The sequence below is a fragment of the Synechococcus sp. W65.1 genome, assembly GCF_047461615.1.
Lineage (GTDB): Bacteria > Cyanobacteriota > Cyanobacteriia > Thermostichales > Thermostichaceae > Thermostichus.
In genome coordinates, this window is the sequence record NZ_JANSHI010000010.1 from 76,073 (window position 1) to 101,736 (window position 25,664).

A 25,664-nucleotide genomic window follows, 5' to 3' on the forward strand; every position below is an offset into this window, starting at 1 on the left:
GTCAGGTACCTCACTGATACTAGCAGAGAGGCTAGGGGGTATCGCCGCAAGGCTGCCGAGCAATAGCGTTCTTATGGAATTGCTGGAACAAAGGCTTTGCTTTCTGACATAAAACCCAACGCGGCGGCTCACCCCAGTAGTACTCTTTTTTCCAAATGGGCAAGCGCTCCTTGATTGCATCAATGATGTAACGTGCTCCAGCAAAAGCGGCGCCGCGATGTTCAGCTGTAGCACCAACCCAAACCGCAATATCACCAATTGCAAGATGACCCTGGCGGTGACAGGCAACAGCACCGCAGAGGCCAAACTTGGCGTGGGCTTCTCGGAGGATCTTCTCGCCCTCCTTCTGGGCAAGGATCTCGTAGACTTCGTACTCCAAGCTGAGAACAGGTTTGCCCTGGCTGTGGTTGCGTACCCAGCCCTCGAAGGTTACTAAGGCACCCGCTGTGTTATTGACGAGCAAACGACTGAGTTCAGCTGGCTGGATGGTGCTATCCACAATTAGAAAACGCAGCATTTAGCCCCCACAAACTGGTGGAATGAAAACTACCAAGGCACCTTCATCTATCGGCCTAGTCAAGTCACAGAACTCATGATTGACAGCAACCTTAACGTCCTCCGCTGCTAGCGAAAATCCATACTTTGCTTGCAGCTGCTGATAGAGCTCTAGGTAGTTTGCTGCACTGGTTTGCAGCACTTCGCTGCTCCGCTGAGCCTGTTCCCGCAGCACTGCTACATATTGAATTGTTACGGTCTTACTTAGGACAGATTGAGTTACCATGGCTGCAACTACCCCAAACTGATTGGAAAGTGGCATACTCCTCGGCGGTATTGACGTTCATGAGCTCGACCTCATGGTTGGGGGTAACTAGGGTGCAGGGCTGCCTGCTGAGGATTTCCACAGGGCAGTACACCCCTTCCGCGTAAGCCCTTTCTAGTACCGCTGCAGCTTGAGGAGTATAGATGGCGCAAAGAGCTTCCGGGAAGCCGCGCTCGGGGTTAACATAGCAAGTTGCGATTGTTTCGGCTTGGTAGTGATCCAGCAGCTTTTGGATTGTTTCTGACCGAAGGTTCAGTAGATCACAGGCAACAACCAACCAGTTAGCTTCAGGATGAGTATTCAAGGCAGTCAATAGGCCACTGATCGGGCCAACGCTTTCTACTAGATCTGGTAGTGTGGGCAAGAGCTCTAGAGCTGTGCCCGACCACTGACCGGCACGCGCTGACAAGTAAACCTGCTGGCAGTAGGGCTGCAGCAGTTCATAGAGATAGGCGGCGTGGGGTTTGCCAAAAGGGTTCAGCAGCGCTTTATCGCGACCCATGCGCTTGCTACGTCCCCCTGTGAGCACCAAGCCATAGAGGGGACGTTCCAGGAGGGCGTTTTTGCCGCCGGACTTAGTTACTAGGCGGGTCTCCTGGATGCAGATATGGGGCGACACCGACTTGCACATGTCATAGATTGTCAGCGCTGCTGTTGCCGCACCACAGAGAGCTTCCATTTCAACCCCTGTCTTAGCGCTGGTCTTGACAGTGCAGTGGATGGTTACAAGCAAGTGATCATCAATTGTGATATCAAAGGTGCAGTCTTCAACAGGGATCTGATGACAAAAGGGGATCAGTTGGTCAGTTCTTTTAACAGCCATTGTACCAGCAATGGTTGCTGTCTGAAATACCGGTCCTTTTTTCAGGTGGATATCTTGGCCAACAACATAGGATCTGAGAGCAGGTGGCAGTTGAACTCTTGCCCGTGCTGTGGCCGTTCGCAAAGACACCGATTTGTGGCTAATATCTACCATATGCGGATGGCCTTGAGCATTAAGATGGGCCCATTTACGATCAGCTTTGTCCATAGAGCTAGCCCCCTAAGCCGTACATTGGGTGTGAGACCTGCTCAACCCGGCGCAGTGGTTTCATCCCCAAAAGCTGCTGGTAAATTTGCTGACGTTGGCCTGGTGTTTTGTCTCGAACCGAGAGACCCTCCTCACTAAATAGGCAGGCAAAAAGACGACCATCAGCTGTCAAGCGCCACCGGGAACAGCTGCTGCAGAAGGGCTGAGACTCAGAGGCAATAAATCCAACTTTAACATTCTCGTCGATTGTAAAGTAAAACGCTGTCGAATCAGGTGCCGCTGGAAGGGGGGTTAGAGTATAGCGTTCTTGCAGACGGGCAATGCACTCTTGTGCTGAAACGTAGTGTTCTTCATAGAGAGAGTTGGCATAGCCGACCCGCATCAGCTCCAGAAAGCGAACTGTCACGCCTGTCTTGCGGGCAAACTCAACGAAATCAAATAGCTCGCAATCGTTGATCCCCCGCATTACAACCGTATTGACTTTGAGGCTAAATCCCCGGGCAATACCCTCCTGGATATTACGGAGAATATCCGCCAGGCAGTCGCGACGGGCAATTGCAGCTTGGGTGGAGGGCTGTAGGCTATCGAGGCTAACATTAAGGTTGAGAACGTTGGCAGCCTTGAGAACGTCCCAGTAGCGGTGGAGCAGCAGGCCATTGGTTGTTAGGCTGAGGGACGGGATCTTCAGCTCGGCAAGTTCCTGAATGACTTCATCAAAGTCTTGCCGAACCAGAGGCTCACCACCTGTAATGCGAACTTCTTCAATGCCATAGTCCAGCAACTCGCCAATAATTTCTTTGTATTGCTGCGGAGTTAAGTAGCTACTTTTGTCCAGAAATTCTGGATGCAAAGGCATGCAGTAGCGGCAGCGAAGGTTGCATTGATCGGTTAGAGAAACCCTTAGCTTGCGAATGCGACGATTCCATTGATCCACTAGCTGCATCTTAGTACCACGGATAGAATTGGATGCTTTGCTCGGGGCTGAGGATAGTTTGAGCCGGGGGTAACTCTACAAAGCCATCGCTGTCTGTTAGAGCGATGAAGTCTCCGGAGTTGTTAGGCATAATCGGTGTAAAGACTCGGTTGGCGCTCATCTTAACCGGCACAAAAAGAGTGAGATTGGGTTTGAAGGTAATGACTTCACTTAGGTGCCCAGAGTCAGTGTTACGGTTGAGGAGATAACGATGCAAACATACAAGAGCTGAGATGGGGTTGCCTGGGAGGCCCCAAACTATAGTATTGGCCTGATGGTCGATGCCAAACCACATTGGCTTGCCTGGCTTTTGCGCCACGCCGTGGATGTAGGCAGTAACACCACAGCTTTGCCAGATGGCCGGCAAGTAGTCACACTTTCCCCTTGAAACACCCCCAGAGTAAATCAAGAGGTCGTAGTTTGGGGTATTGGCTTGGTAGTGGGTGGCAATGGCAGCAGGATCGTCCGGAAGGTGATCGGTCTCAACCTCGGTATACCCGTAGGCAAGAAGAGCCGCTCGGAGGGCCTCAGCGTTGGAGCGCCGCAGTTGGTAGGGTGCAGGGGTCTGCTCAATGGGAATCAATTCGCTGCCAGTTGCCACAACTTTGATGCGAGGAGTCCTCTCAACTTGGATGCGGCTGTAGCCAAAGGAGGCCAAGATCCCGACGTGGATGCTCTTGAGGGTAATGCCGGGGCGGAGAACCAGCGCTCCTGCAGAACAATCGCTACCTTGGGGATGAACAAAATCACCCCTGTTGCGTTCGACTTCCTGGGTGATGGTGGCAATTCCTCCCTCGATACGAATTTGCTCGTAGGGAATGACGAGATCACTACCCAGCGGCAGGGCACAGCCAGTCATCACTTCCAAGCACTGCTGCGGATCGGGCAGGGTGGCAGGGCTTGTCCCCGCAGGGGCTATGCCTGCAACAGCAAAGCTTCGCTGCCCAGCAGCATAAGCGGCATAGTTGATGGCGATACCGTCCATCAGGACCCGGTTAATTGGCGGGTAGTCCCGATCGGCGTAGATCGGCTCTGCCAAAACCCGCCCCACACAGCTTGCAATCGGGATCGACTCGGTTTTGGCTGGCAGCCAGTGGTCTTTAATAATGGCTTCAGCTTCCTGGACAGTGACCATAGGTGTGGGGTGCGGAAAATTCCTGAAAGGCGGGTAGGAAATTGCGGTTTTCGTGGCCAGGGCGACTGAGCTTAATGAGGGCAAAGCGCTGCAACGGGGTCAGCTTTTGCCATAGCTCAAGAGTCAGCACGACCCCCTTGGCTGCCGCCTGCTCAAGAACGCAGTCAGGGATGGTGGTAGCGTCTTCCCAGGCAGGGTTTGGATCAACAATTACCTCAGCGGCCTGCTCTTGGCAGACACTTTCGATAAGGTGAATTAGGTAGGCGCGGTAGGCAGCTCGGTTGTCAGCGGTATCCGTTGGCAGGTCAACCAAACTTTGGCGCTGCTGGTAACTAAAACGCAGCCACTGATGTAACTTGAGCTTGATGCCGCACTGATCGAGCTTTAAGCGCACGATCATGGGAATGCAGCGAAGGCTGTCGGCAAAGTCTTGCTCAAACTTAAAGATCATTTTGGTGGCAGCTCGATGCGACTAAGCTTGACGGCACAGGCTTTGAGTTCAGGTTGCTTTGAGCTGGGGCAGGCAACCGGGTGGGTGAGAGCGTTACAGCTTGTATCATTGCCCCACAATGCCCCCCAGTGCATGGGCATGAACACTGTGCCAGGGCTGATGGCGCAGGTAATTTTAACCGGCAGGGTAGCCTTGCCGCGCCGTGATTCAATCCTCACCCAGTCACCCTCAGTTAGCCCTACCTTGCTGGCATCGCGGGGATGGATTTCGAGAAAGGGTTGGGGGTGCATTGCTCGGATTTTGGCGACATGTCCAGTGCGGGTTTGGGTGTGCCAATGGCCATAGAGACGTCCTGTGGTGAGGATGTAGGGATATTCAGGGTCGGGCGGCTCGGCAAGGCCGCGGGAATGGCTGGGGATAAAGCGGGCACGACCTGTGGGCGTTGGGAAACGGTGATCGGTATAGAGGTTGCGGGTCTCCACTGAACCTGTGCGCGGATATGGCCATTGCTGGGGCCCCTGGCGCAGGAGCTCATGGCTGAGGCCAGACTGATCGCAGAGACGCCCGGCAGTTAGACCCACATATTCGGCAAAGACCTCAGCGCTATCGGCAAAGTCAAATGCCTTGGCAAAGCCCAGGCGGCGGCCTACTTCCGCCCAAATTTCCCAATCAGCCCGCGCTTCACCAGGAGGGTTACGCCAAGCTGGACAGAGGGTAACGCGGCGCTCCGAATTGGTCATGGTGCCTGTCTTTTCGCCCCACTGGGCAGCAGGGAGTACCAGATGGGCATAGGCAGTGCTTTCGGTGGGGAAGTAGGCGTCTTGGACAATCGTAAAGGGCGACCGCGCCAGAGCTGCTTCTACCCGACGTAGATCAGGCAGGCTCACCAGGGGATTGGTGGCGGCAATCCAGAAAATATCGAGGGCATCGGCTTCGAGGGCACGGATCATCCCCAGCGCATCAAGGCCAGGTTCAGGGTTAATTGGGCCAAGCTGCCAGTGCTGCTCCACTGCTGCCCGATCCTCTGGATTCGTAACCTTGCGGTAGCCGGGCAATAGATGTGCCAAGCCGCCCGCTTCTCGACCGCCCATAGCATTGGGCTGACCTGTTAGCGAAAAGGGCCCTGCCCCTGCAAACCCTATCTGGCCGGTGAGCAAATGGAGATTGATGAGGCTGGTCACCTTGGCCGTGCCTTCGCTGGACTGGTTAAGCCCCATCGACCACATGGAAAGCGTTTTCTGCGACTGCTGCCACAGTCGCGCAACAGCAAGTACCTCCTCAACTTCTAGGCCACAGCGGCTGGCTACTTGCTCAGGGGTGTAGTCGGCAACCAGGGCAGCATAGGCTTCAAAGCCTTCGGTGTGCTGGGCAATGAAGTCATGGTTGATGGCGCCCCACTGAATGAGTAGGTGAGCAATGCCATTGAGCAAGTCAATATCGCTACCTGGAGTAATCCTCAGATACAAATCGGCCTCCTCAGCCGTCTGCGTACGACGGGGATCCACCACAACAATCTTTAGGCTTGGGTCGCTTTTGTGGCGCTTGCGCAAGCGATTGAACAGAATTGGGTGGCATTCAGCGGTATTGGTGCCGATCAAAAAAGCCAGCTCGCAGCTATCGAGATCCGTGTAGCTACAGGGGGGGCCGTCCGAGCCGAGACTCTGGCTGTAGCCCTCTACGGCAGAAGACATGCAGAGGCGGGAATTGCTGTCGAAGTTATTGCTTCCTAGACACCCCTTAAGTAGCTTTTGGGCAATGTAGTAATCTTCGGTTAGCAACTGCCCTGAGCCGTAGATGGCAATCCTTTCGGGAGAGGTCTGGCGAATGCGCTCGACAATTAAATCCAGCGCTTGATCCCAGCTCACCGGCTGGAAATCCTCGCTGAGGCTAGGGCGATAGAGAGGCACCGTAGCCCGATTGCAATCGAGGGTTTCCAGGAGAGTCGCACCCTTAACGCAAACCATGCCCTGGCTGGACGGATGAGCTCGATCGCCGCGAATTTTTGTGCCGTCGGCCAGAATTTCTAGGCCACAACCAACCCCACAGTAGGGACAAAGGCTGCGTACGTTATCCATGTTCCCCCTCTGTTGTTACTTGGCTTGGTGTGGGCAAGGCGGCCGTAGGGAAAGAAGCTAGGGGTGTTGGGCCTAAGGCTTGCTTATCTAGCTGTCCTTGCCGCGGTTCTCACAAGTTCCAACGCCCCAGCCTAGAGACATTGACCTGGAACTTTTGTAGCTTGCGTTACTTTTTGCTCCTCACTATGCGGAAACATCATAGGAGGAATGCTTGAGCAGCATAGCCACCTCCTGCCAACTGCGGTTAGGTCTCTAGGCAAAGCAAGGGAGAAACAGGCAAGGAGTGCTCCTAAAGGCTCCGTCCTGCTAGACGAGGCGAGGAAAGTTTTAGGTCTGTAAAGGGCAACCTGAGATCAAGCTGCATAGGGGAGAAAGGCCCCCGAGTCGTTTGCACTTGGATACTGACGCTCCAAAGGGGAAGCAGACGCTGCTATGAGCTGACTTTCTCTTCATAAAGCCTATCTAATGCTCTGCCGTCGAGCAACTAAAGCTCCGCACGTCATGACCTTGATCAAGCTGCTGGCGGTAATCGTAATTGTCGGCATTCTCTCTGCTATTAGCATTCCCAATTTTCTTAACCACATTCGCCGTTCCAGAGTTGCAGAAGCCCAGACAGCTCTAGCAGCTATCGGCGATGCTTCAGAAGTTTTCCGAATGGACTTCATGGTTTATCCTCCTGCCTACGCCGATATTGAATTTGGCGGGATCCACAGGGATCGCTATTTGCAAGATCCTTGGCAAGCCCCCAACTATCGTCTTCCTGAAGTTGTTCCTCCCACCGCCAGCTCAAGCGGCGTTCGTTGGATGACTGAGTCTCACACACATACAACTGTTAGTGGGGATCTCCTGCGCTGCGACCTTGGCTTAGGGGATTGCCAGCAAGAGGTTTTGGCCTCTGGCTACGACCTGCGCAGCTCTTGCAACCTCTATCGCTAGGAAGACAAGACTCGGGCAACTTGAGCTTGAGCTGCCGACTAGCTGTTCCATCGATTGGCCGGTTCTTAACCTGCTCGACAGGTGTTATCTTGAAAGCGCCTGTGAAAGGGGAAGCGGAGCTTTGGCCAGTAGCCTGCTGATCCGCAATGCCGAGCTGGTGGTACCGGAAGGGGATCCCTGGGTGGGAGATGTGCTGGTGCAGGACGGGCGGATTGCCCAGATTGGCCAACATCTCTCCACAGAAGGGGTGGCTAGGGTCATCGAGGCCAAGGGCCATACCCTGATGCCGGGGGTGATCGATCCCCAGGTTCACTTTCGCGAGCCAGGCCGCGAGCACAAAGAAGACCTGCAGACGGGATCCTGGGCTTGCGCTCGCGGTGGGGTAACCAGCTTTTTGGAGATGCCCAATACGGATCCGCCAACAATTGACCAGAGAACGCTGGAGGACAAATTGGCGCGGGCTGCCAGCAAGTGCGTCGTCAACTATGGCTTTTTCATTGGAGCCACTGCCGATAACTTAAAGGAGCTGCAACGGGCGCAAGGAGCCTGCGGCATCAAGATCTTCATGGGATCCATGCATGGTCCGCTACTGGTGGATGATCAGGCTGCCCTAGAGAGGATCTTTGCCGAAACGGATCCCAACCTGGTCATTGCTGTCCACGCTGAGGATCACACGCGAATTCAGGCCCGCCGAGCTCTTTTTGCCGGACGTACGGATGTGGCGGTTCACTCCCTCATTCAGGACGAAGAAGCAGCCTTGATTGCCTCGCGCCGAGCTCTAGACTTGGCCACCCGCTACCGCCACCGCCTGCACATTTTGCACCTCTCCACTGGCCTGGAGGTGGAGCTGCTGCGCCAGCACAAGCCGGCCTGGGTCAGCGCTGAGGTTACCCCCCAACACCTGCTGCTGAGCACTGCCGATTACGCTCGCCTAGGATCCCTGGCCCAGATGAACCCGCCGCTGCGGGATCCCGCCAATTTGGAGCAACTCTGGCAGGGGCTGCACGACGGCATTCTGGACTGCATCGCCACCGACCATGCCCCCCACACCCTGACCGAGAAGGCCCAGCCCTACCCCCACTCCCCCTCTGGCATGCCTGGAGTGGAGACGGCCTTGCCCCTGATGCTGACGGCCGCGCAGCAGGGCCGCTGTACCCTACACCAGGTGGTGCAGTGGATGTGCGAGGCGCCGGCCCGCCTCTACGGGATCCCCAACAAGGGGCGGCTGCAGGTGGGCTACGACGCCGACCTGGTGCTGGTGGATCGGCATACGCCCAAGCCAGTGCGACGGGAAGAGCTGCTGACCAAATGTGGCTGGAGCCCCTTCGAGGGCTGGGAGTTGGTGGGCTGGCCGTTGCTAACCATTGTGGGCGGGCAGATCGTCTTTCAAAACGGCCAGGTGGATCCCTCGGTGCGTGGCCAGGCCCTGACAGTTTGCCGCTAGCAAGTAGAGGTAGATCCCCCCTCGCCCTAGAATAGGCTGCATGGACAATCAGCCGACAAAACCAACCCCTGCGGCCCCAGCCGTTCTGGTGCTTGCCGGCCTGACCGGAGCAGGGAAAACTTTGGCCGTTCAGCAACTCGAGCAACTGGGCTACACCGGCCTGGAAGGGATCCCGCCTGCCCAGGTCCTCCCCTTGGTTAAGGCGATGCGGCCTCACCACGCCGCTTTGGCCATGAGTTTAAATCTCCACGCCCAAGAGTATCGGGAGCAGCTCCCCGAGCTAGATGCCTGGATGCGAGCCCAGGGGATCCCTTTCCTGTTCCTAGAAGCCCGGCCTTCGGTCTTGCTCAAGCGTCTTAGCGCCCACCGTCGCCCCCACCCCCACCACACCGGTGGCGGCCTGCTGGAAGCCATCGAGCAAGAAATCCGCGAACTAGCCCCCATCCGGCAGCGCTGCACCCACCTGCTGGATACCTCGGAGCTCAATAGCCAACAACTGCGGCAGCAACTGCAAGCCTTGGTGCAGGGGCTCCCCCAACCTCTCAACCTGCGGCTAGTGAGCTTTGGCTTCAAGTACGGCATTCCTCCTGAGGTCAACCTGCTGTTTGACGTGCGCTTTCTGCCCAACCCTTTCTTTCAGCCCCATCTGCGCCACCTCACTGGCCAGGATCGGCTGCTGCAGGAGTTTCTCTTTGCTGATCCGCTGACCCAGTCCACCTACCAGCAGATCTTTTCCCTCCTCCGGGCCTGGTGGCCCCACTATCGAGCAGAACGGCGGCCTCACCTAACCGTCGCCATTGGCTGTACCGGCGGACAACACCGCTCCGTGGCCCTGGTGGAACGCTTGGCCCAGGATTTGCAGCCTTGGACCCTTCCTGCCAACGGCTCTGGCCTGCCCGAGCTCAACCTCCAGGTTCAGCACTGCCATTTGCTGGAGTCGCAGCGGGAGCTGGAAGCCTGCTTTGGAGCACCGCCTGCTGGCCCCAGCAAGGAGCAGCCAGAGGCTAGGATCCCTTTGGCCGGCGTTCTTTCCCATGAGTAAACCTGAGCTCCGCAACAAGTCCCCCATCCGGGGACCTCGCCGCCGCAAGGCTGCCTGGTGGCGAAGTGGCTGGAAATGGCTCTTCCCTGGCCTGGCGGTCAAACGCTGGCTGAGCCTGGCCGTGGGAGGCGTACTCCTGATGCTGCTGGGCATTGCCATCTGGACGGAGCTGACCCCCATCTTTCGCCTGAAGCGGCTAATCGACATTACCCTGCGCTGGATCACCACCTGGATCCCGAACAACATCAGTGGTCCCTTGGTAACCGGGATTGGCTTGGTGATGGCGGTGCTAGGTTTTCGCAGCGCCCTGCGCTCCATCGAAGATGTGCTGATCCCGGAAGGGGACGAAGCGCTGGTGGATAAGCTCCTATCGCATCGGCGGCTAAGCCGTGGCCCTCGCATCGTGGTGCTGGGGGGTGGCACCGGCCTCTCCAACCTGCTGCGGGGGCTGAAGCACTACAGCTCCAACATCACCGCCATCGTTACCGTGGCCGATGACGGCGGCTCCTCAGGGCGCCTGCGGCGGGAGATCGGCGTGTTGCCCCCTGGCGACATCCGCAACTGCCTCACGGCCTTGGCCAACGAGGAAAAGCTCCTCACCGAGCTGTTCCAGTACCGCTTCCAGGCGGGGGAAGGGCTGAGTGGACATAGCTTCGGCAACCTGTTCATCACCGCCCTCACCGCGGTAACCGGGGGCGACCTGGTCCGGGCCATCACCGCTACCTCTCAGGTTTTGGCCATTCAGGGACGGGTGCTGCCGGCTACTCTAGCCGATGTCACCCTCTGGGCCGAGTTAAGCGATGGCCGCCGCGTCGTGGGTGAGTCCAACATCACCAAAGCTAGGGGGCGCATCTGCCGCATTGGCTGCGATCCCCCCAACCCTCCCGCCTTGCCCGAGGCAATCGAGGCTATTGAGAAAGCAGAGTTGGTAGTGCTGGGGCCGGGCAGCCTCTACACCAGCATCATTCCCAACCTCCTCATCCCTGAAATTGTCGAAGCCCTGGCCAGAAACATGGCGCCCCACATCTACGTGTGCAACATCATGACGGAGCCGGGGGAAACCGACGGCTACACCGTTGGGGATCACGTCATGGCTTTGGATCGGGTGGCGGGCCTGCGCCTGTTCGATGCCGTCCTGGTGCAACGGGATCCCCCTTCCCCTCGCACCCTAGAGCGTTACCGCCGCAACGGCTCCGAGTTTGTGGTTTTGGACCCGGATAAGCTAGCCTACTTGGGCTGCCGGGCCGTTCTGGCCAACGTCATGCAAGAGGATCCTGAAACTGGCTTGGTGCGCCACAACCCTGAGCGCCTAGCGGCAATGCTGATGCGCTGGTTCGACAGACACCGCTAAGCCCTCCTGTAGCTCCTAGATTCTTCCATCCCCTTGCGGGGAAAAGCCGGAATTGTCAGGTTTTCTTGGCGGGGGAGGAGGGAAACTTCCCGGCGATGCCGCTTCGCTAGCAACGACTCACCCCGACGGATTTTGGCCACCCTGGGCCCTTGCAGGATCGGGGCTATGGAATTTCCGGGAGAAATTTGTGGCAGCAGGTTTAAAAGTGGGCCAGGATCGAGGTGAGGGATCCCAAGTTACGGCGCAGCATTCCAGGGAAATCCGGGCAAGCTGTTAGCTTTGGAGGTTAGGCGCCAATGGTAAGGTTGTTCTCGTCCCTCTTTAGCAGGACGGGTGGGGTTCGCCCTCCTCAGCCCTGTGCCGAGAGTGGCTTGGATCCCTGGGCTGACCAACGGGAACGGATGGTAAGGGAGCAGATCCTTCAGCGCGGGATCCGGGATCCCCGGGTGCTGGAGGCGATGCGCAAGGTGCCGCGTCACCTTTTTGTTCCCCCCGAGCTGCGGGATCGCGCCTACAGAGATTGCCCCCTGCCCATCGGCTACGGCCAGACGATCTCTCAGCCCTATATCGTTGCCTTTATGACCGAGGCAGCCCGCCTCACGCCTGAGTCGGTGGTGCTGGAAATCGGCACTGGTTCCGGCTACCAAGCGGCCATTTTGGCTGAGCTGGCCCGACAGGTGTACAGCGTGGAGCGACTGTCTCCCCTAGCCACCCGCGCTCAGCAAACTCTGGCCTCCCTTGGCTACCGCAACGTGGAGGTGCGTCAGGGAGATGGCTACCAGGGCTGGCCGGAACACGCCCCCTACGACGCCATTGTGGTTACAGCCGCACCCCCAACCGTGCCGACAGCGCTTCTGGATCAACTGGCGGTGGAAGGTACCCTAGTGGTACCGGTAGGCGAAAGCAAGGCATCCCAGTCCCTGCTCATTCTCCACAAAACGCCGGAGGGAGTGGTGCAAAAGGAAGCTTTCCCCGTGCAATTTGTGCCCATGGTCTAGGGCAGGGGTTAGCAAAGGCCGCGATCGGACTAGGAAAGCGATAAGCTGGAGGAGCTGAGGCAACCACTGCAGCTATGGAGCCAGCGGAAATTGCCGCCCTAAAAGAGCGCATCAGACGTATTCGCGAGCGCCAGCCCGTCCTGGTCAAGCTTTTGGAAAGGCCGGATCTCGGGGACTTGCGCGTCGATGTCAACCAAGCCTTAGAGGAGATTGACGAGCTGCTGCAAGAGTTCGAGCAGACCTTTGGCCCCCAGGACTAGCCCTTCTTGGTAAGCTCCTGCAGTTGGGCCAAGACCTCGGCGCTGTGCCGGTAGGGGTTGACGATTGGGTAAATAGCCCGCAGGATCCCATCGGGATCAATGAGAAAGGTGTTGCGCAGGGCCATATCCCCCATCCACGAGCCGTAGGCGCGGCTAACCGTGCCCTGGGGATCCGACAGCAAAAGAAACTGCAGCCCCTCTGCTAGGCAAAAACGGCGGTGGGAGTCCACCGAGTCGGCGCTTACGCCCACAATCTCCGCTCCCAGGGCCTGGAACTTGGGCAGATCCTGCTGGAAGCGGCGGGCCTCGATCGTACATCCGGCAGTGAAGTCGCGGGGGTAGAAGTAGAGCACAACCCACTTGCCGCGAAAATCCGCCAGGCGCCGCACCTGGCCCGACTGATCTGGCAGTTCAAACTCCGGCGCTGGGGCTCCAATCGAGGGCAGGGGAGTAGTGCCCCACTGGGCAAAGGCGGCCTGAACCCCTCCAAAGCTAACCAGCAAAGCTACAAACAAAGCTACAAATACGGCCCCCCAGCCCCTCCTGCTTACGGTCTCAACGTCCACGGCAACGCCTCTCTCGCCTTTTCCCTCTAGTTTACATAACTTTACGGCAGCCACTTGCAGAGCAAAAGCTGGGGTGGGATCCCCAGCCACTGCCAAAGCTGAGGGGTGCGCTCGAGGGGCACGTAGCCCAGTTGGGTGTAGAGTTGCTGGGCGGGCAAGTTATCTTCCAGGACGTGCAGCTGTAACCGGCGATAGCCCCACTTCTGCACTACCTCCTCGGCGCTGAGCAAAAGCTGTCGCGCAATTCCCTGCCGTCGCCACTCTGGCAGCACCGCCAAGTTCGAAAGGTAGGGATACTTCCCGTGGGCCATCGCCCGCAGCGAGATCTCAGCAGTCCCCACCACTTTCGACTCCACCGCCGCCGCTAAGCAGCAGTAGTAGGGATCCCTGGCTGCCAGCTTGAGGCGTAAATCCTGACGAATGATCCGTTTGTGAATGGGGTGCAGCCAGCGTTGCAGGCCTAGGGGCGGGTAAAAGACCTGGGCAAGAACCTCCACCACAGGATCCAGGTCGACGGCTGTGGCGGGATAGACCACGAGGGAGGGCACTGTGGAGGGAGCGCTTACGTATCCCTACCATCTTCGCAAACAATGCGAAGTGGCGGCCCTTGTCCGAGAACCGCCACCCCAGCACCAAAGCCAGAGCTTAACAGCCCTGAAACGAAGACCAACCCGCTGGCCACCTCTTAGGAGCTCAACCCCTGGACGTGGCAAACCCCTCTCCTTCCCCCCTCGTCCTACAGCTCACCGGCATAGCGAGCCGAGCGCTTGCCGCGATAGATATCATCTGTGATGGGCTGGTAGCCGACTTCCACTAGGTCGGACTTGGCAGGGGTGAACACGCGAATAACTGCTCTTGCAATTTTCGACAGAAAGGTAAACATAGAGACCCCCCACCTCAAGAAATCTCAAGTTTTACTAAAAATCTCGGCTCGCTAGAGCCGGCAGGAGGAGCACCTGAACCTCACCGAAGCACCGGTTTTCCACGTCAATCTTCGCTGATTCTTGCTGGAGACTCGAAATAGCAGGCCGGCGCTTCCAGAAGCAGCAGAACTTACTGTCTTTTCACCACTCCAGACGAGGTAAGCGACCCCTCACGCTACAGTGCCTGGCTTCAGTAAACCCAGCCGCTATTTGATTTAACTCCCATGTCCCTTAGCTTGGGGGAAAACCTGTCGGAGAGGCCAGGTGCTCCACTAGGCAAGACAACCCCTTGCTTGGTACACCTGCCAGCACAGCCAATTGAGAGCTTACGTGGGATCAACTTGAGAGGTTGCTTTGCTGGCAGTTTTGAGGCTGAGCAAGTTGCAAGCCGGTGTCTTACCTTTCCGCTGGATCTACCTCCTTTCCTGAATCACTACACCTCTAATCTAGCCCAGGCCGCCTACCCCTGTAGCGGCTGGCAACTGTTTTTAACAGTTTATGTTACTTCTTCAATTTGATTTCCATCTTTCTTCACGGGTATTACACGCAGATCCTGCGGTCAAATCTTCTTGCTTTTTCTCCTGGAGAAAAGCTCATTTTTTAGGAGCTTTTTGGCAAGTCAGCCACTCGAGGAGAGCTGCGATTCTGAGGCCACAGGATTAATAGGGAAAAGTAGGGGGGGCGGTAGTCGGCCAATCCGTCGAGGGTGGGGAAAAGGGCTTGCTGGGGCCAGCCGGCCCAGACCACTAGGCTAGCCCGCTGCAGCCAGCCTTTTTCGGCCAGCCACTGCCAAACTTGGGGGTAGACGGAAGCCACCTTCATGAGGACAACCACCTCAGCCCAAGCACAGGCCTCCTCCAGCTCTGCTAGGGCAAAAAGAGCGGGCAAAATTGCCAACTTCTCGGGGCCGAGGGCCAAAGGGGATCCCAAAGCCGCCGCAGCAGCCAGAGGAGAGCATACCCCCGGTACGACCTGGATGGGCAGGTCAGGGAGCCGCTGCCGCAGGGCCTGGGCCAGGTAGGCAAAGGTGCTGTAGAGGCCCACATCCCCTTCGCAGACAAAGGCCACATCTTCTCCCTGCTCCAGAAGGGGAGCTAGTTGCTCGGCAGCCGCCTCCCACGCCGCCTGGAGGAGCTCAGGCTGGGTAACAAAGGGCAAAGGCAGGGGCAAGAGCGTTTGTCCCGGTTGCAGCCAAGGACGCACGATTTGGTAGGCCAAACCAGGCTGGCCAGCAGCATTTTGGGGACAGGCCACCCAGTTGACAGCCTGGAGAACCCGAACAGCTTTTAGGGTCAGCCACTCGGGATCCCCGGCGCCGGCGCTGATGCCCCAAAAAGTCCCCAGACCCATTCCAATATCCCAGCAGCGGCCTAGGAAGCTTCGCCCTTGGGCTCCTCCGGGCTAGATCCGGCGGCTTCGGAGCCAGCCTCAGAGGGGGGAGAGGCCTGCTCGGAGCGCCTTTTGCTCTCTGCAGCTAGATAATCCAAAGCTTCCTGGAGTGAATTGCGCAGGGACAAGAACTTCTCCAGCCGCACCAGCTTTACCGTTTGGGTAATGCGAGGATTGCTCACTACCTGGAAGATGCCCCCGCGCTCTTGCACCAATTTGGCCAGTTGCACCAGGGCACCGACGCCGGAGCTGTCGATGAAATCGATCCCTGTCAAGTCCAGGATAAGGTTGGGGGATCCCTTTTCTAGGTGCCTGGTAACCACTTTCACGAACACCGGCTCAGAGAAGGCATCCAGAAGGCCGGCTAGGTGGAAGACCTGGCAGTCTTCCAGGGCCTCGTGGCTACCACGCAAGCTAACTGTCAAAGACAGAGGCTCCGGAATGGCTTCTCTCCTTTATCTCGACTGCTCCAAAAGGCTTATACAACCTTATACAACACACCAGGGGACAAAACTGTAAGCCCCTCGTACTGCTCCCTACTTACGTGGTAGCTCACTCCCACTGCCCTGCCAGGGGGATCCCCCCGGCAAGCTGGGGGTGTAGACAAACCACCCGTGGGCCTCATTGTAGAGGGCTGGATCAAGCAATGTCCATGGGCAGGGGATTGCGGCTGGGAGTAGGGATTTCTTCTCTCTGGCCCCTCATGGCAAGCCAGGAGTCCTTGGGTAGGATGGGGGCAGCTTTGGCTATCCCCAAGGAGGGCTTCTCAAGGGGGGTGCTTTGGATCCTGAGGGTAGGTGTTGGGCGAAGAGCGACGCAACAAAGAGGGTGAAGTGCCGCAGCAACCCTTTCCCCTCTCCTACAAGACTTGGGCAAGGATAGGGGCGGGCCTGGGTTTGGGCTTGACGGCTGCCGCCTTTGGCGCCGCCTGGGGAATCGGCGTCTACTTTCAGGATCAGGTGCTGCCCCAGGTGGAAGCTGCCCTCTCGCAGGCGATGCGCCGGCGGGTGGAATTGGGAGAGGTGAGGCTTGTGGCTCCCTGGGGAGTGCGGCTGGGAGAAAGCTTCATTGAACACTTGGCCAGCATTGGCTCTATTGACCTCAGCCCCGACTTCTGGACATGGCTACAAACCGGCGAGTGGGTGCTCAATGTTACCCTAAACCAGCCCCAGTTGCTGCTCATGGAAACGCTGGATCGCGGCTGGGCAGACGTGCAGTTTCAACTGCCTCAAGGGGAGGGATCCCTGCCCTTGCAGGGGTTGAACATCCGTTTGCGGGGGGGATCCCTGACGGCCATCCCCTTAGTAGGGGAGCGACGGCAGTTCGAGGGGCTGCAGGGCCAGGTGCAGGTGAGGCTGAGTGCCCTGCCGGGGGAGAAAGCCGGAGGACGAGCCAGTTTCCAGCTTTCGGCGGTCCTGCGCCCGCTGGCAGGTAGAGGGAGGTACCCTCTGCAGTTGCGGGGGGTGGCGGATTTTGCCCAGGTTTCTGGTTCGGTGACGGTTGCTGCTGCTCGCCTGCCTTTGGATCTGCTGCCCAGCATCTTGCCGGCAGCGCCTTGGGCGGAGGTGGAGGGGGAAGCCAGTCTAGCTCTGCAAGTCCTTTGGGGAGGAGAAGGGACGCCGTCCCGCTTGCACAAACGCCCTTTGGAGTTGACGGGGCAAGCCCAAGTTCAGCAGGCGCGGCTGAGGCTAGAGAGGTTGCCTCGTCCTTTTGAGGAGGTGAGGGGCTCTGTTCGCTTTACCCTGGAGGAGCTGGAACTGGAGGGGATAAGCGGCCGCTTTGGCCAGCTTGCTTTTGAAGATCTCAACGGCTCCATCGCCTTCAGCGACAAGGGGTTGGATCTGCAAGCCGCCATCGCCCCGGCCAGCCTGCAGCAAATCCAGGAGACTTTCAACTTCAAGCTGCCAGTGGCGGCAGAAGGGGTGGTGGCGGGATCCCTAGCGGTCACCGGCCCCCTGGAGGGGCCGCAGATCCAAGGGCAGTTGCAAGGGATCTCGCCAGGTCGGGTGGATCGCCTGCCGGTGCCGCAATATGCTTTTGGCTTCCGCTTGGCCGACCAGACCTTGGCCTTTGAGGCCATTGACTTGCAAGCTGCAGGCGGACGCCTCGAGGGATCCGGCCAACTGCAGTGGGCTGGCGGCTTGGCAGGCCAGTTGGATCTGCAGGTTACCGCGGCCGACGCGGGGCAGGTGCTGTCCCTCTACGGCGTCAACCTGCCACAGAGGGGCAAGCTGCCTTGGGCGGGGCGGGTAACTGCTCAGGCCCAGGTGGTGCTGGCAGGATCCCAGCCCCAGGTGGAGGCCACTTGGGAAATCCAGGGGGAGGAGCTCGCTGGAAGAGGACAGCTGCAGATCCTGCCTGGCAGGGACGGCTGGGTGGTGGAGGTGCCCCAGGCAGTGTTGGCCGTAGGGGAGGGCCGGATCCAGGCAGCGGGGCGGTGGGAGGCAGGACAGCTCCAGGCGCAGGTGGTTCCTCAGGCTGTGCCGCTGGCATTTTTCAACCCACACTGGCCCGGATCCGTTTCTGGGGAGCTGACGGCGCAGGTGGATACAGGGGAGGCGGCGGAGGTGGGTCTCCTGGCGGCGCTGCGGGCCCAGGGATCCCTGACCCTGTCGCGGCTTGGGGAGGAAAATGGGCTAGTTGACTCCATTAGAGGCCAGGTGGCCTGGGATGGCGGGGGCTTGGCAATCCAAGCAGCAGAAGTCTTGGCCGACACCACCCGCTTGGGCAGAGTAGAGGGGCGCATCCTCGCGGATCCGCAGACCTTGCAGGTGGGGTCTCTAGATCTCAACTTTGCCGCTGACGGGATCCCCCTAGCCAAAGTGCCCGGCTTGCCGCCGAGGGTGGCAGGAGTGCTGCAGGGATCGGGGCGGCTCCGCGGATCTCTGGACAACCTGCAGGTGGCCGGCGAGGCCAAGGTGCGCGGCTTGCGGGTGGGAGAGGTGGCCTTTGCTGACTTGGCCGGGCCCTTTCAGGGGTCTAGCCAGGGGATGACAGTGGAGCTGAAGGGGACGCGGGAGCGGCTGGCGCTGCAGTTGGATCCCCAGTTTCGGCCCTTGCAGTTCGAGCTGCGGCGGGGCGAGGGGGAACTGCGCGGCCAACGCCACCAAGGTAAGCTTCAGGTGGCGGCGAACCGCTTGCCGCTGGCTCTGCTGGGGGGAGTGGCTGCTGGGCCGTGGGCCAGTCTGCAGGGGAGCCTCGATGGGGAGGTGACCGTTGACCTGGCAAGCGGCGCTACCCGAGGACGGGCAGCGGTGGCAGATCTGCGGCTAGGGGGGATCGAAGCCCAGGGCCTCTCCGTGGATTTCGCTTACCGTCCTGGAGACAGCTCCAGCCCCTCTCGCCTGACCATTGCCCAAGCCCAACTGGAGCTGTTCGAGAGCACCTACACCGCCAGTGGCACCCTGGAGCTGCCGGCGGCCTCCTTCCAGGCTGCTTTGGAGCCCACCTCAGCGCTTCCCGTTCCGCAAATTGACCTGCAGATCCGCACCCCCCAGGGTCGCCTGGAAGACATTGTCTCCGCCTTTAAGTGGCGGCAGTGGCAAGACCTCGCCACCCGCGGCCTGCAATTGCCCCCGCTGGGCCCCGCCACCGTGCTAGAGACAGAGCCGGTTGGCCTGCCCGGTTCTCCCCTGCTGCAGCAATTGGAGCACTACGCCCAGGTCCTGGCCGCCCACCTGGAGGCCTTGGCCAGCCGCATGGATCCCCGCATCCCGCCACCCACCAGCTTGCAAGGAGAATTCCAGGCTAGCCTCAGCTTGGTTGGCAGTCTCGACCAGCCCAGCGTCAGTTTTCACCTGGAGGGCTGGAATTGGCAAGCAGAGGAGTTTGGGGTCGAAAGCCTCACCGCTGTCGGCAGCCTGGTCGAGGGGGCGGTGGTGCTACAGCCGCTGCTGTTGCGCAGTGGGGAACGCCAAGCCCTTTTCACCGGCAAGTTGGGCCTGGAGGAGCAGTCGGGATCCCTGCAAATTCAGGGGCTTCCTCTGGCTTTGCTGGATCGCTTCTTGCCCGAGGGGCTGGAACTCCAAGGGGATCTCAACTTGGATGTGGAACTAGCGGGCAACCTGCGGGATCCCCGGGCCCGCGGCTCCCTGACGGTGGTGAACGCCCGGATCCACCAGGTGCCGCTGCGGGAGGTGAAGGGGCAATTTGACTACAACCAGGGTCAACTGCGTCTGGAGGGTGCTCTCCTAGCCAACAGCGACGAGCCAATCCGCCTTTCCGGCCTGGTGCCCTACACCCTGCCCTTTGCCCAAGTGCGGGCTGTCTCGGATCAGATCGACCTTACCCTGCAAGCCAAGAAGGACGGCCTGCGCCTAATCAACCTCTTCACCGACCAGGTGCGCTGGGAAGGTGGCCAAAGCCAACTGGAGCTGGCCATCCGCGGCACCTTGCAAGAGCCTAGCCTGCAGGGAAACCTCAACCTCAGCTCCGGGATCCTCAAGCTGGCTGCCCTGCCGGAGCCTATCACCAACCTGACCGGCCAAATTGTCTTTAACCTCAACCAATTGGAGGTGCGGGAGCTACAGGGACAGGTGGGGGGCGGATCCCTGGTGGCTCGAGGGGTTTTGCCGGTCAACTCTCGCGGCGCCCTGCAGATGGACGAAACCTCGCCACCCCTAACGCTGCAACTGCAAGGGATCCAGCTCAACCTGCCCAATCTCTACACCGGCCGCTTGGAAGGCAGCGTATTGGTGGAAGGCTTGCTCTTGCGTCCTTTGCTCGAGGGTCGTCTAGAGGCCTCCAATGGGATTATCGAGGTCAGCCCCCGCCAAGCGGCAGCTCCCGCCGACTCGACTCAGGCAGATCCCTTCTGGCAGCCGCGGCTGAACGGGCTGGAGCTGGTCTTAGGGCCCGGGATCCGCGTGCAGCGCCCCAACCTGTTCGAATTCAACGCCACCGGCAGCTTGCGCCTGTTCGGCACCCCCTCAGATCTCCGCCCGGCGGGCACTATCGCCCTGGAGCGAGGCCGCGTCAGCCTGCCCATTGCCAACTTTCGCCTGGATCGCTCCCGCCCCAACACCGCCACCTTTGACCTGGACAACCCCTTCGATCCTTTCCTCAACCTGCGTCTGGTGACCCAAGCCTTCGAGGTCTACCGCTTTCCCCAGGAGCTGTCTCCCTTCGACACCAACCGCAACCTGCCGGGATCCCAGCAGAGCATCGAGATCTGGGCCACCGTCAACGGGCGGGCCAGCCAGCTTGCGGCTGCGGATCCCCGCAACGGGGTTTTGACGCTTTCTAGCAGTCCCAGCCGCTCCCCAGAAGAGATCGTCGCCCTGCTAGGAGGAACAGCTTTGGCCCGACTCAACCCAGAAGCAGGGGTGGCCGGGCTGGCGGGAACGGCCCTACTCAACGATGTGGTGGAAACGCTGGGGGACACCCTTGGCCTGGATGAGGTTCGCCTCAGCCCCGTTCCCCCAGTTGACACCCGTGCTCCCAGACGCTCCTCGGTGGGCCTGGTCCTGGAAGTAGCCCGCGATCTGGGGCCGACCACTTCCGTCTCCGTGCAACGCAACCTGACGGATCCCTTGCAGCCCACCCGCTACAGCGCCCGCTACCGCCTCAGCGACCAAACCCTCACCCGCGCCAGCACCGACTTCCAGGGCAACAACACCCTTTCCATCGAGTTTGAGACCCGATTTTAAACCTACTAGAAGAAACGGACGTGCTAAGTTGCTAGCTTGTTTCGTTGGCGAGGTTGCCCAGGGTGCCACAAAGCTGCTCCGCAGCACTGTCCCGAAGGAGGGCTAGAGGAAAGCCCTAACTCACTCTTCTTCTGGCAACTTGGGAGGAGGCTCGTTCCACTTAGGCTCGTCCAGGATAGCTTTTTTGGTTTGTTTGAGTTGTTTCCACAGCTTTTTAATTTGGCGGTAGGCTTCTTCTGGGGTAATCTTGCCCCCTGTCTCTAAGCTACAAATTAGGGACACCTTATGGCTGAATTCTTGTAAATTGGCATCAAAAACCAAGTTCTGCGGCTTGACCTCGCCCCAGTAGGGGTAGCGGGGGGAGATGAATTCATCTTTGCTGGGAGGAGGGTTTGACTCTGTCATGGCGAAGGTAGAAACTATGGACGTTTCTTCTTAGTGGGCTTGGGAGGTTTGGCTGCCTTGGCGGGATCCAGCGGCAGGCCAGGCTGACTGGGGAGCGGTTGTTGCGCGCGCCTTGGGGCGCTGGGAGGTTTCTTCTTGGGTTTGGAAGGGGAAGTTGAACGTTTTGCCTGGGGCTGTGGCCGCTCTCTGGGCACAGGGCCAATAGGAGTTGCTGACTCTATGTAGAGCTGGGAGCCGCGGCGGCGCGCCTGCAGATCCCAGAAGATACCTACTCCTTTGCCTGGCAGGGATCCAAGGAGGCGCAACTTAAAAGCCTGGGGCGCTGCCGGCAAAGCCGATCCTGCTTGCTGCTGGCCCCCCGGCCTAGCTACTTGCTGGTAGCTGGAGCTAGCGGCTGGCAGGGGATGAGTAGGGGAGGGCAACTGGGGATGGGAGCGGCGAATTTTGACGATGATGAACCCTCTCTCCTGGGATTGAAAAACGACCTCGCCGCGAATGGAAAACCAGTCCGGCACCACCCTTGGGCAGGAGCCCTCAGGCAGGGTTTGCCCCATTTCCTCCGGGGCCCAGACTCCCATCAGCTGGACGTGGAGATTTTGGCCTTTGTCGCGGGTGCGGGGATAGACCACCCACAGGTAGTTGCGCTCCGGCCTTAGGTGCTTGCGCACTAGGCTCATCACCCGGCCCAGGAGGACAGCATGGATATCCAGACCATCTGAGGTGCGCAAAACCCCCCGCGTAAAGCGATCTGGGGAAGGAATATACTGACCCTCAATGAGGCCAATGGCCCGATACTGCATCACTTCCCCTGGGGGAGGGATGGGCTCTAGGCAGGGTCGCTGTCTTGCCACCGTTGCTTTTTCTCCCGACGTGGCGGCATCACCTAAGTTGAAGAAGGTAGAGGCTACTCCCCCCTCTGAGACCGGCAGATTGCTAACGCCAACCGTTGCTTCTAGTCCAGAGGAGCTCTTTGGCTCTGGGACTGGGCTTAGCCCATGGAGGGAAAGTTCCAGACCAGAGGACATTCTGACACCCTCTCCCCCGAGGAGAAGTTTGGCCCCTAGCCCCACACCTCCGCCGACCATTATAGCCTCACACCTGCTAGGGCGGACAGGGCTCTACCTCTTGTCCGGCTCAGCCCAGAGGCAGGGGGTAAAGCTGCCGTGAAAGCCATAGGGAAGGTGATGCCGCAAGGGGATCCGCGCCACTGGGCCGGCTGCCAGGTTAGCGGCTTCTAGGATCGCCACCTGCGAGCGCTGACTGGCTGCATCAAAGACCACTGTTACCACCCATCCGGCTTCCTCCGCAGTGTCTTCGGGATCGGGGATGAATACCGGCTCTCCCACGAAGCCGCGGGGGGCAAAGCTGTACTGCTCGCTGCGGCCTGTTGCGGTGTCTAGCTTGAGGATGGCCTGCAGGGGTGCGTTGGGGCCGGGAGCATGGGTAGCGCCAACATAGAGGTAGCGGTGGGGTCGGCCAACGCAAGCCGGGTGGATAGCAGGGAACTCCACCGAACGATCCAGAAGCAGCTCCCGCTTGACTTTGCCTGCCTTGGGATCCAGCTCAAACCGCCATAGCTTGCCCGCTGGCACCTGGGCAAAGTCAATCTGCAGGTAGTCGGCTCCGGGCTCCAGGGCGGGGTAGGTCTCGTAGACGACGGCATCGACCAAGATCTTTTCCCCCACCTCGTAGCCGTTGACAAAGTGAAAGACAAACCCTGGCTCCGTTTCCAGGTGCAGCGGCTTCCCCTTGGGAGGAAATAGCCAGATACGGGTAGGCTCCCCTTTTTTGAGGGTCAGGCAAGTGCCGGCTGGCTGCAGGCCCAGCATGTAGGGCCAGGGGTTGAAGGCCACAGGATTTTGGAAAAAGATCCAGTGGCGGGGCGTCCAGACGAAGTCGTGCAAAAAGGCAAAATCTGGCAGGCGGTAGTCCCACTTTTCCACCAGCCGCCCTTGGGGGTCAATGCGGTAGAATAGAAGCGTAGAAGGGGGACCCGTTTGCACCCCAAAGGCCAGGAGATCTCCAGTTTCTGGATGGCGGCGGGGATGGGCTGTAAACGGCTGATTAGGAGCAAGGGCACCGCCAAAGGTCTCGACCCCCTCGGTAGCCAGGGTGGCTGGGTCTAGGCGGTAGGGAGCGCTGGCTTCCCAAAGGGCTAGGAGCTTGCCGCCGTGGTAGATGACGTTAGTATTGGCCGGATTTTTAAAGCGCAAATCGAGAAAATTGGCCCACCAGCCTCCTGGCTTCTGGGTGCCGAACACGCCGCGGTAGAGGACTCGACCCGCCTTCTCCTCTGCTTCAAACTCTGGCGTACGCACAAACCGGTTGCGGAAATGCACCCGCCCTCCCACAAAGGTGATGGCGCAGACCATGCCGTCGCCGTCGAAGGGATGGCCATAGCGCTGGGATCCCGCTTCCAGCTTGCCGGGCCCGTTGCGAAAGAGGGTTCCCTGCAGTCTTTTGGGGATCCGCCCCTCGATCTCCGTTACCCAGTAGTCGTACTCCTGGCGCAAAGAGCGATAGCCCAACTGCCAGTCGGAGATGCTGTAGGAGCAAGAAGCAACGCTGACCATGGCCAGTCTGCAAGCGACGCCTTCTATTGTTGCTTAAACTTTCGTAAAGTCGCTAGCCTTCCTCGGCCTAGGTAGCCGCTGGGGCCGGGATCCCAAGCTGGAGCGGCTCCAACTGGACTATGGTAGGAAATGCCCTAGCAGCCCTTGACTAACAGCACCCATGTTTGATGTCCTTGCCGAAAAGTTGGAACTGGCCTGGAGAAAGCTGCGCGGCCAGGACAGGATCACCGAAACCAACATCCAAGAAGCCCTGCGGGAAGTGCGGCGCGCCCTGCTGGAGGCCGATGTCAACCTGCAGGTGGTCAAGCAGTTCATCGAGGAGGTGCGGCAGGCAGCCCTGGGCGCTGAGGTGATTCCGGGGGTAACGCCGGATCAGCAGTTTATCAAGATTGTCTACGACGAGCTGGTGAAGGTGATGGGGGAAGCCAACGTGCCCCTTGCCCAGGCCGAGCACCCCCCCACCATCGTGCTCATGGTTGGCTTGCAGGGATCTGGCAAAACCACTACTTGCGCCAAGCTGGCTTTGTATTTGCGCAAGCAAGGCAAAAAGCCGCTGCTGGTGGCAGGCGACATTTACCGTCCAGCGGCCATCGACCAGCTCAAGAGCCTGGGCCAGCAGATCCAGATCCCCGTCTTCGAGCTGGGCAAAGCGGATCCGGTCGAGATTGCCCGCCAGGGGGTGGCAACCGCGCGGGGACAAGGCTACGACTACGTTATTTTGGATACCGCCGGTCGCCTCCAGATCGACCTAGAGATGATGGCAGAGCTGGAGCAGATCAAAGCCGCGGTGCAGCCCCACGAGATCCTGCTGGTGGTGGACGCCATGATGGGGCAGGAGGCGGCCAACCTCACCCAGGCCTTCCACGAGCGGCTGGGCCTTACCGGCGCCATCCTCACCAAGCTGGACGGCGATACCCGCGGCGGGGCAGCCCTTTCCATTCGCCAGGTTTCCGGCCAGCCCATTAAGTTTATCGGGGTTGGCGAAAAGGTGGAGGCCCTGGATCCCTTTTACCCGGATCGCATGGCCTCGCGCATCCTGGGCATGGGGGATATTCTCAGCTTGGTGGAAAAAGCCCAGGAGGAAATCGACCTGGGAGATGCCGCCGCCATGGCGGAAAAGATGATGACCGCCCAGTTCGATTTCAACGATTTCCTCAAGCAAATGCGCCTCATCAAGCGCATGGGGTCTCTAGCCAGCTTGCTGCGGCTAGTGCCGGGAATGAGCAAAATTAGCGACGAGCAGCTGCAAAAAGGCCAAGAGCAACTAGCCCGGGCGGAGGCCATGATCAACTCCATGACGCCAGAGGAGCGGCGCAACCCAGATCTGCTGGCCCGCAGCGTCAGCCGTAAGCGGCGGGTAGCCCTGGGCTCTGGCCACAAGCTGGAGGATGTCAGCCGCCTGGTGAGCGATTTCCAGCGCATGCGCGACATGATGCGCTCCATGAGCATGGGCGGCTTTCCGGGCATGCTGGGCGGACGGGGCCCACTGCCGGCAGGTGGCCCCCAATGGCGAGGGCGTTCGCAGTCCAGCCGCAAGCCAGACAAAGGGGGGGGCAAAAAGGGGGGCAACAGCCGCGGCTTTGGCAGCAAGTGAGCTGAGCCTATGCCTTTCCACGTCGTCTTGGTGGCTCCGGAGATCCCGGCC

23 protein-coding genes are annotated in these 25,664 nt (G+C 59.4%); 8 read left to right on the top strand and 15 right to left on the bottom strand.

The features are described 5' to 3' along the window. Nucleotides 1-31: 31 nt before the first annotated feature. Genes NW806_RS07270 through NW806_RS07300 form a run of 7 tightly spaced genes read right to left on the bottom strand, consistent with a single transcriptional unit; the run spans nucleotide 32 to nucleotide 6,484 of the window. Complete coding sequence (locus NW806_RS07270; RefSeq protein WP_011429088.1) at nucleotides 32-517, bottom strand: molybdopterin synthase catalytic subunit; 486 nt, start codon at nucleotides 515-517, stop codon at nucleotides 32-34. Beyond that, nucleotides 518-817, bottom strand: a complete 300-nt coding sequence (locus tag NW806_RS07275; RefSeq protein ID WP_346426097.1) for a MoaD/ThiS family protein — start codon at nucleotides 815-817, stop codon at nucleotides 518-520. After that, nucleotides 756-1,850 (bottom strand): cyclic pyranopterin monophosphate synthase MoaC, encoded by a 1,095-nt coding sequence (gene moaC, locus NW806_RS07280; RefSeq protein WP_414410575.1) that lies wholly within the window; start codon nucleotides 1,848-1,850, stop codon nucleotides 756-758. Before moaC ends, NW806_RS07275 begins: the two co-directional genes overlap by 62 nt. Nucleotides 1,851-1,854: 4 nt before the next feature. Next, a complete protein-coding gene (gene moaA, locus NW806_RS07285) occupies nucleotides 1,855-2,793 on the bottom strand; it encodes a GTP 3',8-cyclase MoaA (RefSeq protein WP_414410576.1) in 939 nt (312 codons plus the stop codon). A gap of 1 nt (nucleotide 2,794) precedes the next feature. Then, complete coding sequence (locus tag NW806_RS07290; RefSeq protein ID WP_011429092.1) at nucleotides 2,795-3,958, bottom strand: molybdopterin molybdotransferase MoeA; 1,164 nt, start codon at nucleotides 3,956-3,958, stop codon at nucleotides 2,795-2,797. Then, nucleotides 3,936-4,409 (bottom strand): nitrate reductase associated protein, encoded by a 474-nt coding sequence (locus NW806_RS07295; protein WP_414410577.1) that lies wholly within the window; start codon nucleotides 4,407-4,409, stop codon nucleotides 3,936-3,938. The genes NW806_RS07290 and NW806_RS07295 overlap by 23 nt, the downstream gene beginning before the upstream one ends. After that, complete coding sequence (locus tag NW806_RS07300) at nucleotides 4,406-6,484, bottom strand: molybdopterin oxidoreductase family protein (protein WP_414393104.1); 2,079 nt, start codon at nucleotides 6,482-6,484, stop codon at nucleotides 4,406-4,408. The genes NW806_RS07295 and NW806_RS07300 overlap by 4 nt, the downstream gene beginning before the upstream one ends. 501 nt (nucleotides 6,485-6,985) lie before the next feature. Between NW806_RS07300 and NW806_RS07305 the strand changes: the two genes are divergently transcribed. The 6 genes from NW806_RS07305 (at nucleotide 6,986) to NW806_RS07330 (ending at nucleotide 12,515) form a co-directional block, all read left to right on the top strand. Beyond that, nucleotides 6,986-7,420: a type IV pilin protein gene (locus NW806_RS07305; RefSeq protein ID WP_414410578.1), complete on the top strand. Its 435-nt coding sequence runs from the start codon at nucleotides 6,986-6,988 to the stop codon at nucleotides 7,418-7,420. 121 nt (nucleotides 7,421-7,541) lie between these two features. Further along, complete coding sequence (locus NW806_RS07310) at nucleotides 7,542-8,864, top strand: dihydroorotase (protein ID WP_414410579.1); 1,323 nt, start codon at nucleotides 7,542-7,544, stop codon at nucleotides 8,862-8,864. A 40-nt stretch (nucleotides 8,865-8,904) separates the two neighbouring features. Next, the gene (rapZ, locus tag NW806_RS07315; RefSeq protein WP_414410580.1) at nucleotides 8,905-9,906 is read left to right on the top strand and encodes an RNase adapter RapZ; all 1,002 of its coding nucleotides are present in this window, start codon (nucleotides 8,905-8,907) and stop codon (nucleotides 9,904-9,906) included. After that, the gene (locus tag NW806_RS07320) at nucleotides 9,899-11,257 is read left to right on the top strand and encodes a gluconeogenesis factor YvcK family protein (RefSeq protein WP_414410581.1); all 1,359 of its coding nucleotides are present in this window, start codon (nucleotides 9,899-9,901) and stop codon (nucleotides 11,255-11,257) included. The genes rapZ and NW806_RS07320 overlap by 8 nt, the downstream gene beginning before the upstream one ends. Nucleotides 11,258-11,658: 401 nt before the next feature. Further along, nucleotides 11,659-12,255: a protein-L-isoaspartate(D-aspartate) O-methyltransferase gene (locus NW806_RS07325; protein WP_414410593.1), complete on the top strand. Its 597-nt coding sequence runs from the start codon at nucleotides 11,659-11,661 to the stop codon at nucleotides 12,253-12,255. A 74-nt stretch (nucleotides 12,256-12,329) separates the two neighbouring features. Further along, a complete protein-coding gene (locus NW806_RS07330; protein WP_414410582.1) occupies nucleotides 12,330-12,515 on the top strand; it encodes a hypothetical protein in 186 nt (61 codons plus the stop codon). Here NW806_RS07330 and NW806_RS07335 read toward each other — a convergent pair. The 5 genes from NW806_RS07335 to NW806_RS07355 all read right to left on the bottom strand — a co-directional run bounded on the left by NW806_RS07335 (nucleotide 12,512) and on the right by NW806_RS07355 (nucleotide 15,818). Beyond that, complete coding sequence (locus NW806_RS07335; RefSeq protein ID WP_414410583.1) at nucleotides 12,512-13,081, bottom strand: peroxiredoxin; 570 nt, start codon at nucleotides 13,079-13,081, stop codon at nucleotides 12,512-12,514. The two genes, NW806_RS07330 and NW806_RS07335, sit on opposite strands and share 4 nt — an antisense overlap. Nucleotides 13,082-13,122: 41 nt before the next feature. Further along, the gene (locus NW806_RS07340) at nucleotides 13,123-13,629 is read right to left on the bottom strand and encodes a GNAT family N-acetyltransferase (protein WP_414410584.1); all 507 of its coding nucleotides are present in this window, start codon (nucleotides 13,627-13,629) and stop codon (nucleotides 13,123-13,125) included. A gap of 188 nt (nucleotides 13,630-13,817) precedes the next feature. Next, entirely contained in the window at nucleotides 13,818-13,964 is a 147-nt protein-coding gene (locus tag NW806_RS07345; RefSeq protein WP_414410585.1) for a hypothetical protein, read from the bottom strand. 640 nt (nucleotides 13,965-14,604) lie between these two features. After that, on the bottom strand, nucleotides 14,605-15,354 hold the full coding sequence (locus tag NW806_RS07350; protein ID WP_414410586.1) for a precorrin-2 C(20)-methyltransferase: 750 nt from the start codon (nucleotides 15,352-15,354) through the stop codon (nucleotides 14,605-14,607). Nucleotides 15,355-15,374: 20 nt separating this feature from the next. Next, entirely contained in the window at nucleotides 15,375-15,818 is a 444-nt protein-coding gene (locus NW806_RS07355; protein WP_414393124.1) for an STAS domain-containing protein, read from the bottom strand. 375 nt (nucleotides 15,819-16,193) lie between these two features. Between NW806_RS07355 and NW806_RS07360 the strand changes: the two genes are divergently transcribed. Continuing rightward, on the top strand, nucleotides 16,194-21,041 hold the full coding sequence (locus NW806_RS07360; RefSeq protein WP_414410587.1) for a translocation/assembly module TamB domain-containing protein: 4,848 nt from the start codon (nucleotides 16,194-16,196) through the stop codon (nucleotides 21,039-21,041). A gap of 120 nt (nucleotides 21,042-21,161) precedes the next feature. Here NW806_RS07360 and NW806_RS07365 read toward each other — a convergent pair whose 3' ends face one another. The 3 genes from NW806_RS07365 to NW806_RS07375 form a co-directional block, all read right to left on the bottom strand. After that, complete coding sequence (locus NW806_RS07365; RefSeq protein ID WP_414410588.1) at nucleotides 21,162-21,446, bottom strand: hypothetical protein; 285 nt, start codon at nucleotides 21,444-21,446, stop codon at nucleotides 21,162-21,164. A gap of 14 nt (nucleotides 21,447-21,460) precedes the next feature. After that, entirely contained in the window at nucleotides 21,461-22,297 is an 837-nt protein-coding gene (locus tag NW806_RS07370; protein ID WP_414410589.1) for a hypothetical protein, read from the bottom strand. 267 nt (nucleotides 22,298-22,564) lie between these two features. Continuing rightward, the gene (locus NW806_RS07375; RefSeq protein WP_414410590.1) at nucleotides 22,565-24,019 is read right to left on the bottom strand and encodes a carotenoid oxygenase family protein; all 1,455 of its coding nucleotides are present in this window, start codon (nucleotides 24,017-24,019) and stop codon (nucleotides 22,565-22,567) included. Nucleotides 24,020-24,179: 160 nt separating this feature from the next. On the opposite strand from NW806_RS07375, the gene ffh reads away from it, so the two are divergent. Continuing rightward, nucleotides 24,180-25,613: a signal recognition particle protein gene (gene ffh, locus NW806_RS07380; protein WP_414410591.1), complete on the top strand. Its 1,434-nt coding sequence runs from the start codon at nucleotides 24,180-24,182 to the stop codon at nucleotides 25,611-25,613. The last annotated feature ends 51 nt before the right edge of the window (nucleotides 25,614-25,664 follow it).

Excerpts from the sequence above, each read along its gene's own strand:
- ffh (WP_414410591.1), top strand. The coding sequence starts at position 24,180 with ATGTTTGATGTCCTTGCCGAAAAGTTGGAACTGGCCTGGAGAAAGCTG.
- NW806_RS07375 (WP_414410590.1), bottom strand. The coding sequence starts at position 24,019 with ATGGTCAGCGTTGCTTCTTGCTCCTACAGCATCTCCGACTGGCAGTTG.
- NW806_RS07365 (WP_414410588.1), bottom strand. The coding sequence starts at position 21,446 with ATGACAGAGTCAAACCCTCCTCCCAGCAAAGATGAATTCATCTCCCCC.
- NW806_RS07270 (WP_011429088.1), bottom strand. The coding sequence starts at position 517 with ATGCTGCGTTTTCTAATTGTGGATAGCACCATCCAGCCAGCTGAACTC.
- NW806_RS07320 (WP_414410581.1), top strand. The coding sequence starts at position 9,899 with ATGAGTAAACCTGAGCTCCGCAACAAGTCCCCCATCCGGGGACCTCGC.
- NW806_RS07295 (WP_414410577.1), bottom strand. The coding sequence starts at position 4,409 with ATGATCTTTAAGTTTGAGCAAGACTTTGCCGACAGCCTTCGCTGCATT.
- NW806_RS07275 (WP_346426097.1), bottom strand. The coding sequence starts at position 817 with ATGCCACTTTCCAATCAGTTTGGGGTAGTTGCAGCCATGGTAACTCAA.
- NW806_RS07325 (WP_414410593.1), top strand. The coding sequence starts at position 11,659 with ATGGTAAGGGAGCAGATCCTTCAGCGCGGGATCCGGGATCCCCGGGTG.
- NW806_RS07330 (WP_414410582.1), top strand. The coding sequence starts at position 12,330 with ATGGAGCCAGCGGAAATTGCCGCCCTAAAAGAGCGCATCAGACGTATT.
- NW806_RS07290 (WP_011429092.1), bottom strand. The coding sequence starts at position 3,958 with ATGGTCACTGTCCAGGAAGCTGAAGCCATTATTAAAGACCACTGGCTG.
- moaA (WP_414410576.1), bottom strand. The coding sequence starts at position 2,793 with ATGCAGCTAGTGGATCAATGGAATCGTCGCATTCGCAAGCTAAGGGTT.
- moaC (WP_414410575.1), bottom strand. The coding sequence starts at position 1,850 with ATGGACAAAGCTGATCGTAAATGGGCCCATCTTAATGCTCAAGGCCAT.
- NW806_RS07300 (WP_414393104.1), bottom strand. The coding sequence starts at position 6,484 with ATGGATAACGTACGCAGCCTTTGTCCCTACTGTGGGGTTGGTTGTGGC.
- NW806_RS07350 (WP_414410586.1), bottom strand. The coding sequence starts at position 15,354 with ATGGGTCTGGGGACTTTTTGGGGCATCAGCGCCGGCGCCGGGGATCCC.
- NW806_RS07345 (WP_414410585.1), bottom strand. The coding sequence starts at position 13,964 with ATGTTTACCTTTCTGTCGAAAATTGCAAGAGCAGTTATTCGCGTGTTC.
- NW806_RS07305 (WP_414410578.1), top strand. The coding sequence starts at position 6,986 with ATGACCTTGATCAAGCTGCTGGCGGTAATCGTAATTGTCGGCATTCTC.
- rapZ (WP_414410580.1), top strand. The coding sequence starts at position 8,905 with ATGGACAATCAGCCGACAAAACCAACCCCTGCGGCCCCAGCCGTTCTG.